The sequence below is a fragment of the Massilia sp. AB1 genome, from assembly GCF_018119385.1.
Classification (GTDB): domain Bacteria; phylum Pseudomonadota; class Gammaproteobacteria; order Burkholderiales; family Burkholderiaceae_D; genus Telluria.
In genome coordinates this window covers 16340-32675 of sequence record NZ_JAGKSG010000013.1, presented here as the reverse complement: position 1 = coordinate 32675, position 16336 = coordinate 16340, and the positions used below count along the sequence as shown (strand labels likewise).

Annotated in this window: 15 protein-coding genes; 12 read left to right on the top strand and 3 right to left on the bottom strand. The window is 65.1% G+C overall.

What is annotated here, in order from left to right; all coding sequences use genetic code 11:
- Positions 1-175 precede the first annotated feature (175 nt).
- Together J8847_RS09915 and J8847_RS09910 are read left to right on the top strand one after the other, a co-directional pair.
- On the top strand, positions 176-505 hold the full coding sequence (locus J8847_RS09915; RefSeq protein ID WP_211524535.1) for a hypothetical protein: 330 nt from the start codon (positions 176-178) through the stop codon (positions 503-505).
- Positions 502-1341, top strand: a complete 840-nt coding sequence (locus J8847_RS09910) for an HDOD domain-containing protein (protein ID WP_373999871.1) — start codon at positions 502-504, stop codon at positions 1339-1341. The genes J8847_RS09915 and J8847_RS09910 overlap by 4 nt, the downstream gene beginning before the upstream one ends.
- A 127-nt stretch (positions 1342-1468) precedes the next feature.
- On the opposite strand, the gene J8847_RS09905 is transcribed toward J8847_RS09910, so the two are convergent.
- Positions 1469-1900: a hypothetical protein gene (locus tag J8847_RS09905; RefSeq protein WP_211524534.1), complete on the bottom strand. Its 432-nt coding sequence runs from the start codon at positions 1898-1900 to the stop codon at positions 1469-1471.
- A 627-nt stretch (positions 1901-2527) separates the two neighbouring features.
- Here J8847_RS09905 and miaB point away from each other — a divergent pair.
- The 3 genes from miaB to ybeY are packed head-to-tail and all read left to right on the top strand — an operon-like array spanning position 2528 to position 5419.
- Entirely contained in the window at positions 2528-3889 is a 1362-nt protein-coding gene (gene miaB, locus J8847_RS09900) for a tRNA (N6-isopentenyl adenosine(37)-C2)-methylthiotransferase MiaB (protein ID WP_211524533.1), read from the top strand.
- On the top strand, positions 3886-4977 hold the full coding sequence (locus J8847_RS09895; protein WP_211524532.1) for a PhoH family protein: 1092 nt from the start codon (positions 3886-3888) through the stop codon (positions 4975-4977). Before miaB ends, J8847_RS09895 begins: the two co-directional genes overlap by 4 nt.
- Positions 4952-5419, top strand: a complete 468-nt coding sequence (gene ybeY, locus J8847_RS09890; protein ID WP_211524531.1) for an rRNA maturation RNase YbeY — start codon at positions 4952-4954, stop codon at positions 5417-5419. Before J8847_RS09895 ends, ybeY begins: the two co-directional genes overlap by 26 nt.
- A 39-nt stretch (positions 5420-5458) precedes the next feature.
- Here ybeY and J8847_RS09885 read toward each other — a convergent pair whose 3' ends face one another.
- Positions 5459-7714: a xanthine dehydrogenase family protein molybdopterin-binding subunit gene (locus J8847_RS09885; RefSeq protein WP_211524608.1), complete on the bottom strand. Its 2256-nt coding sequence runs from the start codon at positions 7712-7714 to the stop codon at positions 5459-5461.
- Between the two features lie 31 nt (positions 7715-7745).
- On the bottom strand, positions 7746-8198 hold the full coding sequence (locus tag J8847_RS09880; RefSeq protein ID WP_211524530.1) for a (2Fe-2S)-binding protein: 453 nt from the start codon (positions 8196-8198) through the stop codon (positions 7746-7748).
- Positions 8199-8358: 160 nt separating this feature from the next.
- Here J8847_RS09880 and J8847_RS09875 point away from each other — a divergent pair, with 160 nt between their 5' ends.
- From J8847_RS09875 to J8847_RS09845, 7 genes are all read left to right on the top strand, one after another.
- On the top strand, positions 8359-9237 hold the full coding sequence (locus J8847_RS09875; protein WP_211524529.1) for an HlyC/CorC family transporter: 879 nt from the start codon (positions 8359-8361) through the stop codon (positions 9235-9237).
- Positions 9237-10802, top strand: coding sequence for an apolipoprotein N-acyltransferase (gene lnt, locus J8847_RS09870; protein ID WP_211524528.1), 1566 nt, complete (start codon positions 9237-9239; stop codon positions 10800-10802). The genes J8847_RS09875 and lnt overlap by 1 nt, the downstream gene beginning before the upstream one ends.
- Before the next feature lie 125 nt (positions 10803-10927).
- A complete protein-coding gene (glyQ, locus tag J8847_RS09865; protein ID WP_211524527.1) occupies positions 10928-11842 on the top strand; it encodes a glycine--tRNA ligase subunit alpha in 915 nt (304 codons plus the stop codon).
- A 17-nt stretch (positions 11843-11859) separates the two neighbouring features.
- The gene (gene glyS, locus J8847_RS09860) at positions 11860-13947 is read left to right on the top strand and encodes a glycine--tRNA ligase subunit beta (RefSeq protein WP_211524526.1); all 2088 of its coding nucleotides are present in this window, start codon (positions 11860-11862) and stop codon (positions 13945-13947) included.
- A gap of 18 nt (positions 13948-13965) precedes the next feature.
- Entirely contained in the window at positions 13966-14511 is a 546-nt protein-coding gene (gene gmhB, locus J8847_RS09855) for a D-glycero-beta-D-manno-heptose 1,7-bisphosphate 7-phosphatase (protein ID WP_211524525.1), read from the top strand.
- Positions 14512-14559: 48 nt separating this feature from the next.
- Positions 14560-15300: a 1-acyl-sn-glycerol-3-phosphate acyltransferase gene (locus J8847_RS09850; RefSeq protein ID WP_211524524.1), complete on the top strand. Its 741-nt coding sequence runs from the start codon at positions 14560-14562 to the stop codon at positions 15298-15300.
- Between the two features lie 44 nt (positions 15301-15344).
- The gene (locus J8847_RS09845) at positions 15345-16247 is read left to right on the top strand and encodes a M48 family metallopeptidase (protein WP_211524523.1); all 903 of its coding nucleotides are present in this window, start codon (positions 15345-15347) and stop codon (positions 16245-16247) included.
- Positions 16248-16336 lie beyond the last annotated feature (89 nt).

Below are 16336 nucleotides of genomic sequence, written 5' to 3'. Positions count from 1 at the left end.
GCCGGTGGCAAAGAGTACAACATTTCCACTTTAATAGGTCTGGTGACCTATTCATTCGACGAGGGTATCGACTTGCGGCAAGAACACGACAGTCTTTGCGATGGTCGGCCGACAAGCTAGTTCCCAATGTTAAGATCGATGAGGAATTAATAGAAAGAAATGGCAGGAGAAGACAATGAGCGAAGCCTATCAGCTGGTCGCCCTGAACCATGCGACACCCGGCATGGTGCTGTCGCATGAATTGCTGGACCTGAACGGCCTGGTGCTGCTGGCCAAGGGTGCGGTCCTGAGCGAAGCCATCATCGCCTCGCTCGCGCGGCACGGTATCGACACCGTGCCGGTGGCGCGGTCCGAACAAGCCGAAGCGCCCGATCCGGCAGCCGTCCAGGCCAGGCTGGACCACGTCTTCCGCAACAACGACCGCGACAACCACGACGACTGGGCCACCGGCCTGCTGCGCCGCTACGTCGAGGACTACCGCCTCCAGCGCGGGGTGGCGCCATGATGCTGGAACCGAGCGACCTGGCCGACGGCCTGGAAGACCTGCCCTCGCTGCCCGCCGTCGTGATGGAGCTGCTCGGCGCCATCGAACAGGAAGACCTCGACATCTCGGTGCTGGCGAAAAAAGTGGCCCTGGACCAGGCCCTGACGGCAAAGACCCTGCGCCTGGCCAACTCGTCGAGCTTTGGGCTGCAGGTCAAGGTCACCACCATCCAGCAGGCGATGACCTTCCTGGGCTTCCAGACCACGCGCAACCTGATCACGGCGGCGGCCATGACCGGCTGCTTCCCGACCGGGCGCTGCCCGGGCTTCAGCGACAAGGCCTTCTGGCGCCATTCGGTGGCGACGGCGGCCTGTGCACGGGTGCTGGCGCGGCGCGTACGCTTCAACCAGGACTATGCCTTCACCGCCGGCCTGCTGCACGACATCGGGCGCCTGGTGCTGGTGACCCGCTATCCGGAACACTACCAGGCCGTGCTGGCGCGCCGCAGCCTGGACGACGGCGAATTGCTGGCGCTCGAACGCGCCGTGATCGGCATCGACCACGTGGCGGCCGGGGTGGCCCTGGCGGAGCACTGGAATTTCTCGGACACGATGCGCCAGGCCATCGAATGGCATCACGCGCCCGAGCAAGCGGGCGCGGGATTCCTGGCCACCATCGTGCACGTGGCCAACGCCGTGGCGCATGCGCTCGACCTGGCCGGCGAGCCGGATGAACTGGCGCCGGCCGTGTCCAGCGTGGCATGGGCGGCCCTTGGCCTGTCGGAAGAAGCGTGGCTGCACGTGTTCCACGAAACGGAACTGCAGTTCGAAGAAATGGCCGCGATCCTGATGGCCTGAAGCCTCAGGGCGGACATTAGCGGAAGAAAAAGTACTGAAAAACGGTGCGGCGCCGCCCGGTCAGGCAGCGGCGCCGCTACCTTGCGACACCGAAGGCATGACAGTCGCGGCTGTCATGCCCCCGGCATCAGTGCGCATAGTTGCCGGTCGACGAGGTGCCGCTGCCTGACGACGTAGCTTCGTTGGACTGCTGGCCCTGGCCCTGCTGTTGCTGGCCTTGCTGTTGTTGCGCAGCTGCGGCCGCGGCGGCCTGGGCTGCCTTCTCTTCTGGCTTCGGACGGCCTTGTGCGTCCGACAGGCGATATTTGGTGCGGCGGTCGCCCATCAGGTCGCGCAGGTCGCGGATGCTCATACCGGTGACTTCGTGCATGCGGATCAGGAGCGAGGCGCCGACCGGCAGACGGTGGTGGCGGATCTTGCTGATGACCGGAGGGGCCACCTCGAGCATGCGCGACAGCGCGGCGTCATTCTTCAGCTGCATTTTCCCGAGCAGGATGTCCAGCAGGTGGTTCGGGTTATAACTTTCCTGCGAAGACAGAGCATGATGCTGTTGTGCCATGATGTTTACCTCACGAGTTTGGTTAAAATAGTTCCCTTGCGAACTTTTGTTAAAGACTATCTTTCGTCAACATAAGTTCCCGGAACCGTTTCAGGGATTACACAGCGCAAGTCTGAAAATCCCCTTAAGGAAAACCCTTTGAAACGACCCGGAGTGCATGCGCTCCCACGTCTTGCTCCCCACATGCGTACTTGTCTTTCGAACAAATTATCAGTGTTACACGTCGGTCCGATATCGAAACGGCGCATGTGAGTCATTGTCAGAAATCAAGCTATCGTGCGGAAAGCTTGTCACATAGGCATTTCAGCACATGGGGCCAAAGTGTGGCGCACGCAAGAGATTTCCTTCACATATTTTGTAAATGGGAACTCGCACGGAAGCCATTGATTTACAAAAAGAAATATCTCGAAACAAATTTTAATCGCTGCATGCAAACGCACTTTGTTCGGCAGCCAACATTTAACAATCTGAGCAGCTTTGCAATAACTTTAGGTTAAGAAATAAATCATTCCTAGCGGCATAAAAAAGCGGGTGCGCACGCGCCGCTTTCCGGGGCTTCAGGCGATATAAGGTAAACTGGGCCCACGGGTTGCCAAAGCAGCAGCTCTCCTTTCACGACAGCATTCCATGCAGAAAAAAGTATTTATCAAGACCTTCGGTTGCCAGATGAACGAGTACGACTCGGACAAGATGGTGGATGTGCTCGGCTCGTCCGACGGACTGGTGCGCACCGACACGCCCGAGGATGCCGACGTGATCCTGTTCAATACCTGCTCGATCCGTGAGAAGGCCCAGGAAAAAGTCTTTTCCGACCTGGGCCGCCTGAAGGAGCTCAAGCGCAACAAGCCCGAGCTCGTGATCGGCGTGGGCGGCTGCGTGGCTTCGCAGGAAGGCGAAGCCATCGTCAAGCGCGCGCCCCACGTCGACGTGGTCTTCGGCCCGCAGACCCTGCACCGCCTGCCCCAGCTGATCCAGAACCGCCGCCAGACCGGCGCGGCCCAGGTCGACATCTCCTTCCCCGAGATCGAGAAATTCGACCACCTGCCGCCGGCCAAGGTCGACGGCCCGGTCGCCTATGTCTCGATCATGGAAGGCTGCAGCAAGTACTGCAGTTACTGCGTGGTGCCCTATACCCGCGGCGAGGAAGTCTCGCGCCCCTTCGAAGACGTGCTGACCGAGGTCGCCGGCCTCGCCGCCCAGGGTGTGAAGGAAATCATGCTGCTGGGCCAGAACGTGAACGCCTTCCGCGGCACGATGGAAAACGGCGAGGTTGCCGACTTCGCCCTGCTGCTCGAATACATCGCCGAGATTCCCGGCATCGAGCGCATGCGCTTCGTCACCAGCCACCCGAAGGAATTCAACCAGCGCCTGATCGACGCCTACGCGAAGATTCCGCAGCTGGCCAACAACCTGTATTTGCCGGTGCAGCATGGTTCCGACCGCATCCTCGGCGCCATGAAGCGCGGCTACACGGCGCTCGAATACAAGTCGATCATCCGCCGCGTGCGCGCAGTGCGGCCCGACATCACGATTTCCTCGGATTTCATCGTCGGCTTCCCCGGCGAGACCGATGCCGATTTCGAGGCCATGATGAAGCTGGTGGAGGACGTCGGCTTCGACAACAGCTTCAGCTTCATCTTCAGCAAGCGTCCGGGCACCCCAGCCGCCAACCTCGAGGACGACACCCCGCACGAGGTCAAGCTGGCGCGCCTGCAGCGCCTGCAGGCCCTGATCGACGCCAACACCCGCAAGCACAGCGCGGCCATGGTCGGCACGGTGCAGCGCGTGCTGGTCGAAGGACCGGCCAAGCGCGACGCCGGCCACCTGGCCGGCCGCACCGACGGCAACCGCGTGGTCAACTTCGAGCCTGGCCAGGCCGGAGCCAGCCTGGTCGGCCAGCTGGTCGACGTGCGCATCGTCGCCAGTCACGACTACTACCTGCGCGGCGAACTCGTCGCTAACCTTGATACGATTGCCAAAGCCAGTTGAAAACACAAGCCACCCAGCCCTCGTACTTCATCCCCGAGCCGCTCGACAACACGCGGCTCGCCCACCTGTGCGGCCCGCTTGACGAGAATTTGCGCCAGATCTCGGCTGCCCTGGACGTGACCATCTTCCGGCGCGGCGAGAAGTTCATCGTCAGCGGCAGCAATGCCGAGCGCGCGGTCGAACTGCTCGAGCGTTTCTACGCCGTCGCCAACAAGGTCGTGCCGATCGAGGAAGTGCAGCTGGCGCTGGTGGAGCAGCGCGCCGGGCTCAAGCCAAAGATCGAGGGCGCATCGACATCCTCTGCGCCTGCCGAGGCCAAGACCGAAGAGGAAGGAGAAGAGGCCGGGGAATCGCCCGAGACCACCAGCCCCACCCTCAAGACCCGCCGCAGCGACCTGCGCGGCCGCACCCCGCACCAGATCCAGTACCTGCGCGCGGTGCTCGAGCACGACATCAGCTTCGGCATCGGCCCGGCCGGCACCGGCAAGACCTACCTGGCGGTGGCCTGCGCCGTCGACGCGCTCGAACGCGACGCCGTCAAGCGCATCATCCTGACCCGTCCGGCCGTGGAAGCGGGCGAGCGCCTGGGCTTCCTGCCCGGCGACCTGACCCAGAAAGTCGATCCCTACCTGCGCCCGCTGTACGACGCGCTCTACGACCTGCTCGGGTTCGACCGCACCCAGAAGCTGTTCGAGAAGCAGGTGATCGAGATCGCCCCGCTGGCCTACATGCGCGGCCGCACCCTGAACCACGCCTTCGTCATCCTGGACGAGGCGCAGAACACGACGGTGGAGCAGATGAAGATGTTCCTGACCCGTATCGGCTTCGGCAGCAAGGCCGTGGTCACGGGCGACGTGACCCAGGTCGACCTGCACAAGACCCAGCGCTCGGGCCTGGTCGACGCCATGCACGTGCTGAAGGACGTGCGCGGGATCGCCTTCACCCACTTCTCGAGCGCGGACGTGGTGCGCCATCCGCTGGTTGCGCGTATTATCGATGCGTACGAAAAGAACACCTCGATCCAGGAACTGGCCGCCCTTCCCAAACCCGCCCCGGTGAAAAATGCAAGAAAAAAAACATCCTCTTGAACTGGAAGTCCAGTTCGCCGATCCGCGCCTGGAAAGCGAGATCACCGAAGCCGACCTGCGGCGCTGGGTCGAGTCCTCGCTGCTCGGTCCCGCCGAACTGACCATCCGCTTCGTCGACGCCGAAGAGGGCAAGGCCCTGAACCGCGAATACCGCGGCAAGGACTACGCCACCAATGTGCTGACCTTCGCCTATAACGAGGGCGAGGAGCTGGGCGACGAGGAGCCGGTGCAAGCCGACATCGTGCTGTGCACCGACGTGCTGCAGCGCGAGGCGGACGAGCAGAAGAAGACGGTCGAGGAGCATGTCGCCCACCTGGTGGTGCACGGGGTGCTGCATGCGCAGGGCTTCGACCACGAGCACGACGAGGAAGCCGAGGAAATGGAACAGCTCGAGCGCGACATCATGGAAGCGCTGGGCTACCCGGATCCGTACTCGGATTGATGCCACGCGCCGGCGGCGGGGCCGCCGGCATTTACCGGTTCACGCCTTTTTCAGCTGGCCGCCGATCGGCAGCTTCCTGATCCGCTGCCCGGTCGCAGCGAACACCGCATTGGCCAGGGCCGGCGCGATTCCCGAGGTCCCGGGTTCGCCGATCCCGCCCGGATCGTCGCGGCTGGTCACCAGGTGCACCTCCACCGTCGGCGACTCGTTCATCCGCATCACCCGGTAGTCGCCGAAGTTCGACTGCTGCACCCTGCCCTTGTCCAGGGTGATTTCTCCCCACAGCGCCGCGCTCAGGCCGAACACGATGCCGCCTTCCATCTGCGCCGTGATGGTGTCCGGATTCACCGCCTGCCCGCAGTCCACCGCGCACACCACGCGGTGCACCTTCACTTCGCCGTCCGGCCCCACCGAGACTTCGCACACCTGCGCCATGTAGGTGCCGAAGGCGAACTGGCAGGAGATGCCGCGTCCCACGCGCCTTCCCGCGATCGGCTTCAGGGGCCGGCCCCATCCGGCCTTCTGGGCCGCCAGGTTCAGCACGCCCAGGGTACGCGGCGACTTTTCCAGCAGCGCTCGGCGATAAGCGACAGGATCCTGCTTGGCCGCATGCGCCAGTTCGTCGATGAAGCTCTCGACCACGAAGATGTTGTGGGTCGGGCCCACGCCGCGCCAGAAGGCGGTCGGGATCGGCGGCTCGTGGCGCACGTATTCGACCCGCAGGTCCGGAATCGCATACGGCAGGTCGCGCGCGCCCTCGACCGCGTCCGGGTCGATGCCGTCCTTGACCGCCGGCGGCGCGAAGCGCGCCATGATCGAGGAACCGGTCACCCGATGGAACCAGGCTTGCGGCCGGCCCTTGTCGTCCAGGCGCGCGGACAGCCGGTCCACGTAATAGGGCCGGTACATGTCGTGCTGGATGTCTTCCTCGCGGGTCCACACGAACTTGAGCGGCTTGCCGCTCTTGGCGGTCTTGGCCAGGGCCACGGCCTGGGCCACGTAGTCGACCTCGAGCCGGCGCCCGAAACCGCCGCCCAGGTAGAAGTTATGCACCCGCACCTGCCCTTCGCCCAGTCCGGTGAGCTTGGCGGCCGCCGCCTGGGCCAGCACCGGGACCTGGGTGCCGCACCAGATGTCGCAGCCGTCGTTCTTCAGGTCCACCGTGCAGTTCATCGGCTCCATGGTGGCGTGGGCCAGGAAGGGCACCTCGTAGACCGCGTCGATGCGCCGCCCGCCTTTGTCGTCCAGCTTGCGCAACGCGCCGCCCACGTCGCGCGCGACCGCGCCCTCGCCGCTCGACACCTTCATCATGTCGGCCACGATGCTGGCCGTGCTCACGTTGCCGTTTGCGCCGTCGTTCCAGGTGGGCGCCGCCGCTTCCAGTCCCTTGCGCGCGGCCCACATGTGCTCGCCCACCACGGCCACCGCGTTGTCGATTCTCAGGATCTCGCGCACGCCGGGGACGGCGAGCGCCTTCTGCTCGTCGACCGTGGCCAGCTTGCCGCCCACCACGGGCGAGGCTGTCACGGCCGCCACCAGCATCCCGGGCAGGCGCGCATCGATGCCGAACAGCGCCGTGCCGTCGCACTTGGAGGGCGAATCGAGGCGCTTGTGCGGCTTGCCGATCAGGGTGAACTGCGCGGCATCCTTGAGCGCCGGGTTCTTGGGCAACTCCATCTTCGCGGCCGCATCGACCAGCTCGCCGAAATGGGCGCTGCGTCCCGAAGCGTCGTGGGTGACCGTGCCAGCGACCACCGCGCATTCGCCCGCGTCCACGTTCCACTGCTTGGCCGCAGCGGCCACCAGCACGCCGCGCACCATGGCGCCGGCCTCGCGCAACGGCTTCCATGCGCCGCGCACCGAGGTCGAGCCGCCCGTCACCTGGCCGCCCAGCAGCGGGTCGGCGTACAGCTTGTTGTTGGCCGGCGCCTGCTCCAGCTTCACCTTGGACAAATCGGCGCCCAGCTCCTCGGCCAGCAGCATCGGCATGGCGGTGAAGGTGCCCTGCCCCATCTCGACCTTGTGCACGATCAGGGTGACGATGCCGTCGCGCCCGATGCGGATGAAGGCGTCCTGGGCCAGCCCGGCCGGCTGGGCCGAGGCCCTGTCGGTGGCCTGGCCGACGGCGCTCTCGGACGGTTTCTCCTGCCGGTTCTCTTCCTGGCGCTTGCAGCCGAACAGCGAGAAGCCGAGCAGCAGGCCGCCGCCGGAAGCCGCGCCCAGGCGCATGAAGCGCCGGCGCGCTTCGGAATCCGGTAGTCCATCCACGGCCGGGGGACGCGACAGTTCCGTCATCGCTTGCTTGAGCCCTTCCATGACGCCCTCCTCAGCTGGCCGCGGCGATTTTGATCGCCTTGCGGATGCGGTTGTAGGTCCCACAGCGGCAGATATTGCCCGTCATCGCATTGTCGATGTCGGCATCGCCCGGCTTGGGCGTGGCCTTGAGCAAGGCCGTGGCCGCCATGATCTGGCCGGACTGGCAGTAGCCGCACTGGACCACGTCGACTTCGCGCCAGGCCGCCTGGACTTTCGCCCCGACCGGATCCTTGCCGATGGCCTCGATGGTGACGATCTGCTTGCCGGCCACGCTGCCGACCGGAGTGACGCAGGAACGCACCGGCTGGCCGTCCACGTGCACCGTGCAGGCTCCGCACAGGGCGACGCCGCAGCCGAACTTGGTGCCGGTCAGGCCGGCCACGTCGCGCAGCGCCCACAGCAGGGGCATGTCGTCGGGAACATTCAGGGTGGTCGTGGCGCCGTTGATATTGAGCACTGGCATGACTGGCTCCTGTAGGGGACTACCCCGACTATAGGACAAGCCCGGGCCCCGTGGCGCACCCATGCATGACCACAAGAGCCAGTTTCCGTCTGCATCAAAATCAGGCAATCGGGCTTTTGGTGTATCCTATGCCCATCGTAACAACGGCTTCACGCCAACTATGCCCGAGTATCCCAGTGACGTCCGATCGGACGCCAAACCCCATCGGTCGCTGTTCGAACGGCTGACCGCACTCATCTCCCCCGAGCCAGAAAATCGCGCAGAACTCCTCGAAGTCCTGCACGAAGCCCACGAACGCAACCTGATCGACGCCGACGCGCTGTCCATGATCGAGGGCGTGTTCCAGGTCTCCGACCTGTCCGTGCGCGACATCATGGTGCCCCGTTCCCAGATGGACGTGATCGACATCACCAAGCCGATCGAGGAATGGCTGCCGACCGTGCTGGAAACCGCCCACTCGCGCTTCCCCGCCATCGAAGGCGAGCGCGACAAGGTGGTCGGCATCCTGCTGGCCAAGGACCTGCTGCGTTATTACGCTGAAGAATCATTCGACGTGCGCGACATGCTGCGCCCGGCCATCTTCATCCCGGAATCGAAGCGCCTGAACGTGCTGCTGCGCGACTTCCGCGCCAACCATAACCACATGGCCATCGTGGTCGACGAGTACTCCGGCGTGGCCGGCCTGATCACCATCGAGGACGTGCTCGAGCAGATCGTCGGCGACATCGAGGACGAATACGACTTCGACGAGGAAGAAGACAACATCCTGTCGATCAAGGAGGGCCAGCTGGGCCCGCGCTGGCGCGTCAAGGCGCTGACCGAGATCGAGCAATTCAACGAAGAGATTGGCGCCGACCTGCCCGAGGACGACGTCGACACCATCGGCGGCCTGGTCGCCAGCCACCTCGGGCGCATGCCCCACAAGGGCGAGGTGTTCGACCTGGAGAACCTGCGTTTCGAGGTCCTGCGCGCCGACGCCCGCCAGATCCACGTGCTGCTGGTCGAGAAGCTTCCGCTGCCTGAAGACGACCACGACTGATGCTGCGCCGCCGTACCAAGCCCACGGTGGCGCCTGATCCGTCCCTGCGCGGCAATCGTCCCTCGCCCCTCGGCCTGGCCGTCGCCACCCTGGCCGGCCTGAGCTCCCTGCTGTCCTTCCAGCCCTACGGCTGGTGGCCGGTGCAGTTCCTGGCCCTGGCCTGGCTGTTCTACCAGGTGGGCATGGGCAGCTCGACGCGCCGCGCCACCCTGCTCGGCTGGGCCTTCGGCTTCGGCTGGTCGGTGGCCGGCATGCACTGGCTGTACGTCTTCATGACGCGCTTCGCGCACCTGCCGATCTTCCTGGCGACGATCGGCGTGATCCTGCTCGGCCTGTACATGGGCTTGTACGGGGCCTTCGCCACCGGCGTGGCCACCTGGCTGCGCCGCCGCTGGTCGCTGCCGGTCGGCGCCTTCCTGCTGCTGGTGCTGCCGGTGACCTGGGGCCTGTCCGAATGGCTGCGCGGCTGGGTGTTCACGGGCTTCCCGTGGGCGGCCTCCGGCTACGCCCACGACACCGCGCCGCTCGCTGGCTATGCGCCGCTGGTCGGCGTGTACGGCATCGGCGTGCTGGTGGCACTGTGCGCCGGCTGCATCGTGATGCTGACCCAGCGCGCACGCTGGCCGGCCATCGGCCTGCTGGCGGTGGTGCTGGCGGCCGGCGCAGGCCTGCGCACCGTCGCCTGGACCGAGGAAACCGGCCAGCCGATCACCGTGCGCCTGCTGCAGGGGAACATCCCGCAAGACCGCAAGTTCGACCTGGCTTTCCTGAACAGCATCCTGGACAAGTACCGCGGCATGATCACCCAGGCGCCGGCCGACCTGGTGGCCACGCCGGAGACCGCGATTCCCGTCTTCCCGCACCAGCTGCCCGACGGCTACCTGGAAGGGCTGCAGCAATTCTCGACCGCCACCGGCAGCACGCTGGCGCTCGGCATGCCCCTGCTCGACGGCCCGCAGCAATACGCCAACAGCGTGGTTGCCCTGTCGCCGCAGCCGCAGCCCTACCGTTACGACAAGGCGCACCTGGTGCCCTTCGGCGAATTCATCCCGCCGGGCTTCCGCTGGTTCACCGACATGCTGAACCTGCCGCTGAACGACGCCACGCGCGGCAAGGCGCTGCAGGCGCCGTTCGCGGTGAAGGACCAGCTGGTGCTGCCCAATATCTGCTACGAAGACGTGTTCGGCGAGGAGATCGCCTACCAGCTGCGCAATGCGCCGCGCCCGGCGACCCTGCTGCTGAACGTGTCGAACCTGTCCTGGTACGGCCAGTCGGTGGCGATCCCGCAGCACCTGCAGATCTCGCGCATGCGCACCCTCGAAACCGGGCGGCCGATGCTGCGCTCGACCAACGACGGCGCCACGGCGATCATCGACGGACGCGGCACGATCACCCAGCTGCTGCCCTTCTATGAAGAAGGCATGCTGACCGCCACGCTGCGCGGCACGGCCGGCTTCACGCCCTATGTCCGCTTCGGCAATGCCGCCTTCCTGGTCCTGGGCGCGCTGGCGCTCCTCGGCGCCTGGTTCGCCGGGCGGCGCTACCGCAGTAAGCAAAGCGCATAAATCAACCCTCTCCAATTCGAACTGCTGAGTTAAATCTGCCCCAGAGGCTGGGAAAAATTCAGTAGAATTGGTCATTTGGCAAACTTACCCTGTGCGCGGCAAGATTCCCGCGTCGCCCATCCAAGATGCTCACATTCCAACAAATCATCCTGACCCTGCAGTCCTACTGGGACAAGCAGGGCTGCGCCCTGCTCCAGCCCTACGACATGGAAGTCGGCGCGGGCACCTTCCACACCGGCACCTTCCTGCGTGCGATCGGCCCGGAACCATGGCGCGCCGCCTATGTGCAGCCTTCGCGCCGCCCGAAGGATGGCCGCTACGGCGAGAACCCGAACCGCCTGCAGCACTACTACCAGTACCAGGTGGTCCTCAAGCCGGCCCCTGAGAACATCCTGGATCTCTATCTCGGTTCGCTCGAGGCCCTGGGCCTGGACCTGAAGAAGAACGACGTGCGCTTCGTCGAGGACGACTGGGAAAGCCCGACCCTGGGCGCCTGGGGCCTGGGCTGGGAAGTCTGGCTGAACGGCATGGAAGTCACCCAGTTCACCTATTTCCAGCAAGTCGGCGGCCTGGATTGCAAGCCGGTGCTGGGCGAGATCACCTACGGCATCGAACGCCTGGCCATGTACCTGCAGGGCGTGGAGAACGTCTACGACCTGGTGTGGACCGAGTGGGAAGAGAACGGGGTCAAAAAGACGCTTTCGTACGGCGACGTGTTCCACCAGAACGAAGTCGAGCAGTCGACCTACAACTTCGAGCACGCGAACACCGAGCTGCTGTTCCAGGCCTTCGCCAACCACGAAGCCGAGGCCAAGCGCCTGGTCGAGCTGCAGCTGACCCTGCCGGCCTACGAGCAGATCATGAAGGCCTCGCACAGCTTCAACATGCTGGATGCGCGCGGCGCCATCTCGGTGACCGAACGCGCCGCCTACATCGGCCGCGTGCGCACCCTGTCGCGCCTGGTCGCCCAGGCCTACTACGACTCGCGCGAGAAGCTCGGCTTCCCCATGCTGCCCGCCGCTGATAAAGCCGCAGCTTGAACAGACAAGAACAGACCATGAATCAGACTCTCCTCGTCGAAATCCAGACCGAAGAACTGCCGCCGAAGGCCCTCGTCAAGCTGGGCGCGGCCTTTGCCGCCGGCATCACCAACGGCCTGAAGGCGCGCGACTTCCTGGAAGCCGACAGCGTCGCCACCACCCACGCCACCCCGCGCCGCCTGGCGGTCACGATCACCAATGTGCGCGGCACCTCGCCCGACAAGTCGATCCGCGAAAAAGTCCTGCCGGTATCCGTCGCCCTGGACAAGGACGGCAATCCGAGCGCACCGCTGGCCAAGAAGCTGGCCGCGCTGGGCTTCCCCGACCTGCAGGTGTCGGACCTGGAACGCGCACAGGACGGCAAGGCGGAAAGCTTCTTCTACACCTACACCGCCGCCGGCAGCGCGCTGGCAGGCGCCCTCCAGGACGTGCTGGCCGACACCGTCGCCAAGCTGCCGATCCCGAAGGTGATGAGCTACCAGCGCCCGGATGGCGCGACCGTGCAGTTCGTGCGCCCGGTGCACCTGCTGGTCGCCCTGCACGGCGAACAAGTGCTCCCGCTGTCGTTGCTCGGCCTCGAAGCCGGCCGCCACACCATGGGCCACCGCTTCCTGTCGCACGGCGGCCAGATCGCCATCCCGCACGCGGATAATTACGCGAACGTGCTGGAAAGCGAAGGCAAGGTGCTGTCGAGCGCGGAAGCGCGCAAGGAAAGCATCCGCCGTCAGCTGCTGGACAAGGCAGGCGCCGACCAGGTCCTGATGCCGGAATCGCTGCTCGATGAAGTGGCCGCGCTGGTCGAATGGCCGGTGGTTTACGAGTGCCGCTTCGAGGAGGAATTCCTGGCGGTGCCGCAGGAATGCCTGATCCTGACCATGCAGACCAACCAGAAGTACTTCGCGCTGACCGATGCCAATGGCAAGCTGCGCTCGCGCTTCCTGATCGTGTCGAACCTGCAGACCGACGATCCTTCGGCCATCATCGGCGGCAACGAGCGCGTAGTGCGCCCGCGCCTGTCGGACGCCAAGTTCTTCTTCGAACAAGATAAGAAGAAAACCCTCGAGTCGCGCCTGCCGCACCTCGCCAGCGTGGTCTACCACAACAAGCTGGGCACCCAGGCCGAGCGTACCGAGCGCGTCACCATCCTGGCCAGCAGCATCGCGCGCCGCCTGGGCTACGACGTGCCGCTGGCGGAACGCGGCGCACGCCTGGCCAAGGCCGACCTGCTGACCGACATGGTGGGCGAGTTCCCCGAGCTGCAAGGCATCATGGGCACCTATTACGCGCGCCACGACGGCGAGCACGAGGAAGTGGCCCTGGCCGCCTCCGAGCACTACCAGCCGCGCTTCGCCGGCGACGCCCTGCCCTCGACCAACACCGGCCTCACCGCCGCGCTGGCCGACAAGCTGGAAACCCTGGTCGGCATCTGGGCCATCGGCCTGCAGCCGACCGGCGAGAAGGATCCGTTCGCGCTGCGCCGCCACGCCCTGGGCGTGATGCGCATGCTGGTCGAGAAGCGCCTGCCGCTGTCGATCTCGGACCTGCTGGCCGACGCCGCGGCCGTGTTCGAAGGCCAGGCCGCATTCAAGGATCCTCGTGCCGAAGTGACGGTGTTCATGCTGGACCGCCTGCGCGGCATGCTGCGCGAGCGCGGCTTCTCGCCGAACGAAGTGGAAGCCGTGCTGGCCCAGAATCCGGACCGCGTCGACGACGTGGTGCAGCGCCTGGAAGCCGTGCAGGCCTTCGCCGCCCTGCCGGAAGCCGAGTCGCTGGCCGCCGCCAACAAGCGCATCACCAACATCCTCAAGAAGACCGAGGCCGCCATTGGCGAGGTGCAGGAAGGGCTGCTGCAGGAGCAGGCCGAGAAGAACCTGGCTGCCGCGATTCAGCGTGTCCGTCCGAGCGTGGACGCGGCGTTCGCGAGCGGCGACTTCACCGGCACCCTGAAGACCCTGGCCCAGCTGCGCGACGACGTGGACGCCTTCTTCAACGACGTGATGGTGATGGCCGAGGACCTGGCCTTGCGCAACAACCGCCTCGCGCTGCTGTCGCAGCTGCACGGCATGATGAACCGCGTTGCCGACATCTCGAAGCTCGCGGCGTAAGTCTGTAAGGGTAGTGTTATGAAGCTCATCATCCTCGACCGGGACGGGGTCATCAACCACGATTCGCCCGACTTCATCAAGTCGCCGGCGGAGTGGATTCCGATCCCCGGTTCGCTGGAAGCGATCGCCCGCCTGAACCAGGCGGGCTACCGGGTCGTGATCGCCTCGAACCAGTCGGGCATCGCGCGCGAACTGTTCGACATCACGACCCTGAACGCGATCCACCAGAAGCTGCATGCCAGCGCCCAGCTGGTGGGCGCCGACATCGACGCCATCTTCTTCTGCCCGCACGCGGCGGTCGACAACTGCGATTGCCGCAAGCCCAAGGCCGGCATGTTCGAGGAGATCGCCAAGCGCTACAAGCTCAGCCTGAAAGGCGTGCCGACCGTCGGCGACTCGCTGCGCGACCTGCAGGCCGGTTTCATCCTGGGCTGCGTGCCCTACCTGGTCCTGACCGGCAAGGGCGAGAAGACCAACGCCACCGGCGGCCTGCCGCCGGGCACCCAGGTCTTCCCCGACCTGGCCGCGATGGTCGACGCCCTGCTCAAGGCCCCGCCTCAATAATCTTCACGCCACCGCAACGCCATAACAAGAATATCGTCCGGAGACCCCTTGCGTAACTTCATCCCGTTCCTGCGTTCCCTGCTCTTCACGATCGTGATGATCGTGGCCACCGTCGTCTGGGCCTGCGTGTGCTTCCTGGCCGCGCCCCTGCCCTACAACAAGCGCTTCTGGGTCACCTCGCGCTGGAACGTCTTCATCATCTGGTGCGCAAAGGTCATTTGCGGCATCCGCTACCAGTTCAAGGGCTACGAGAACCTGCCGGACAGCCCGGCGATCATCCTGTCGAAGCACCAGTCGGCCTGGGAGACCATCTTCCTGCTGCCGAACCTGACGCGGCCCCTGGTCTATGTCTTCAAGAAGGAGATCCTGTACATCCCCTTCTTCGGCTGGGGGATGGCGCTGCTGCGCATGATTCCGATCGACCGCTCGCAAGGCAAGAACGCCTTCGCGCAGGTGGTCAAGCACGGCCGCCGCCGCCTCGCGGACGGCCAATGGATTATCATGTTCCCGGAAGGGACGCGCATCCCGGTGGGACAGAAAGGCAAGTACAAGAGCGGTGGTACGCGCCTGGCTGTGGAAGCCCAAACCGTGGTTGTGCCGATCGCGCATAATTCGGGCGAGTGCTGGCCCAAGAACTCCTTCATCAAGCGCCCCGGCCTGATCACGGTCTCGATTGGCAAGCCGATATCGCCGGAAAACCACACTCCAGACAGCCTGATGCAAGAGGTCGAAAATTGGATAGAATCAGAAATGCGCGTCATTTCGCCCCACGTCTACAAAGGTGGCTAAGCGATATCAGCGCCCAGATCAGGAATTCGAAACCGCAGCACACCATGACCTCCTCCAAGATCGACGGGCACCAGCTGGAACTCTTTGCACAGGAATTCTTCGCGGCGCTCAAGCCGGCCGACAAGCCGGCGCCGCCCAGCCAGCCGCTGTTCAAGGCGCCGCCCGCGCCGCCCCGCGTCAATCTTCCCTCGCCTCCCGTAGGCCCTTCTGATCTTCCCCTGAAGCGCATCGTGCTTGGCCACCATACGGTGGACTACCTGCTCCGCCGTTCCTCGCGCCGTTCGATCGGCTTCATGATCGACGACGACGGCCTGCGCGTGACCGCGCCGCGCCGGGTGACCCAGATCGACATCGACAACGCGATCCGCGCCAAGCAGCGCTGGATCGTCACCAAGCTGCTGGAACGCGGCGAGCGCCGCGAACAGCGCCAGCAACGCCCGCCGATCGAATGGAAGGACGGCGCACGCCTGCCTTACCTGGGCGGCGAGATCACCCTGCGCCTGGAGGAAGCCTCGCGCAGCCACTGCCAGTACGACGCGGCCAATCGGGAACTGTGGATCGGCGTGGTGCCGGGGCTGTCGGAGTGGCAGCTGAAGGAGCGCATCAAGCTGTGGTTCCAGGCGGAGGCCAAGCGCCTGTTCGTGGAGCGCCTGGATCACTATGCGCCGCTGCTGGGGGTGTCGTATAGCGCGTTCGCGCTGTCCTCGGCGGGTTCGCGCTGGGGCTCGTGCACGGTGCAGGGGGCGATTCGCCTGAACTGGCGGCTGATTCACTATCCGCTCGCGCTGGTCGACTACGTCGTGGCGCACGAGCTGGCGCACCTGCGCGAAATGAACCACAGCCCGGCGTTCTGGGCGGCGGTGGGGGAGATTTATCCGGATTACGACGGAGCGCGGCTGGCGTTAAGGAAGCAGTCGCATGAGATGCCGGTGTTGTTTGCGGAGTGAGAGGTTTCGGGCTGCGCAGCTAAACTTGGGTCCCCGCCTTCGCGGGGATGACGGCTTTTTTAAGCTAGCGACCAGGTTTATCGCCGTCA

Bases quoted from the DNA above. Each gene is read 5' to 3' on its own strand.
- glyQ (WP_211524527.1), top strand. From the start codon at position 10,928: ATGCTCACATTCCAACAAATCATCCTGACCCTGCAGTCCTACTGGGAC.
- J8847_RS09905 (WP_211524534.1), bottom strand. From the start codon at position 1,900: ATGGCACAACAGCATCATGCTCTGTCTTCGCAGGAAAGTTATAACCCG.
- ybeY (WP_211524531.1), top strand. From the start codon at position 4,952: ATGCAAGAAAAAAAACATCCTCTTGAACTGGAAGTCCAGTTCGCCGAT.
- miaB (WP_211524533.1), top strand. From the start codon at position 2,528: ATGCAGAAAAAAGTATTTATCAAGACCTTCGGTTGCCAGATGAACGAG.
- lnt (WP_211524528.1), top strand. From the start codon at position 9,237: ATGCTGCGCCGCCGTACCAAGCCCACGGTGGCGCCTGATCCGTCCCTG.
- J8847_RS09915 (WP_211524535.1), top strand. From the start codon at position 176: ATGAGCGAAGCCTATCAGCTGGTCGCCCTGAACCATGCGACACCCGGC.
- gmhB (WP_211524525.1), top strand. From the start codon at position 13,966: ATGAAGCTCATCATCCTCGACCGGGACGGGGTCATCAACCACGATTCG.
- J8847_RS09885 (WP_211524608.1), bottom strand. From the start codon at position 7,714: ATGACGGAACTGTCGCGTCCCCCGGCCGTGGATGGACTACCGGATTCC.
- J8847_RS09910 (WP_373999871.1), top strand. From the start codon at position 502: ATGATGCTGGAACCGAGCGACCTGGCCGACGGCCTGGAAGACCTGCCC.
- J8847_RS09880 (WP_211524530.1), bottom strand. From the start codon at position 8,198: ATGCCAGTGCTCAATATCAACGGCGCCACGACCACCCTGAATGTTCCC.
- glyS (WP_211524526.1), top strand. From the start codon at position 11,860: ATGAATCAGACTCTCCTCGTCGAAATCCAGACCGAAGAACTGCCGCCG.
- J8847_RS09875 (WP_211524529.1), top strand. From the start codon at position 8,359: ATGCCCGAGTATCCCAGTGACGTCCGATCGGACGCCAAACCCCATCGG.
- J8847_RS09845 (WP_211524523.1), top strand. From the start codon at position 15,345: ATGACCTCCTCCAAGATCGACGGGCACCAGCTGGAACTCTTTGCACAG.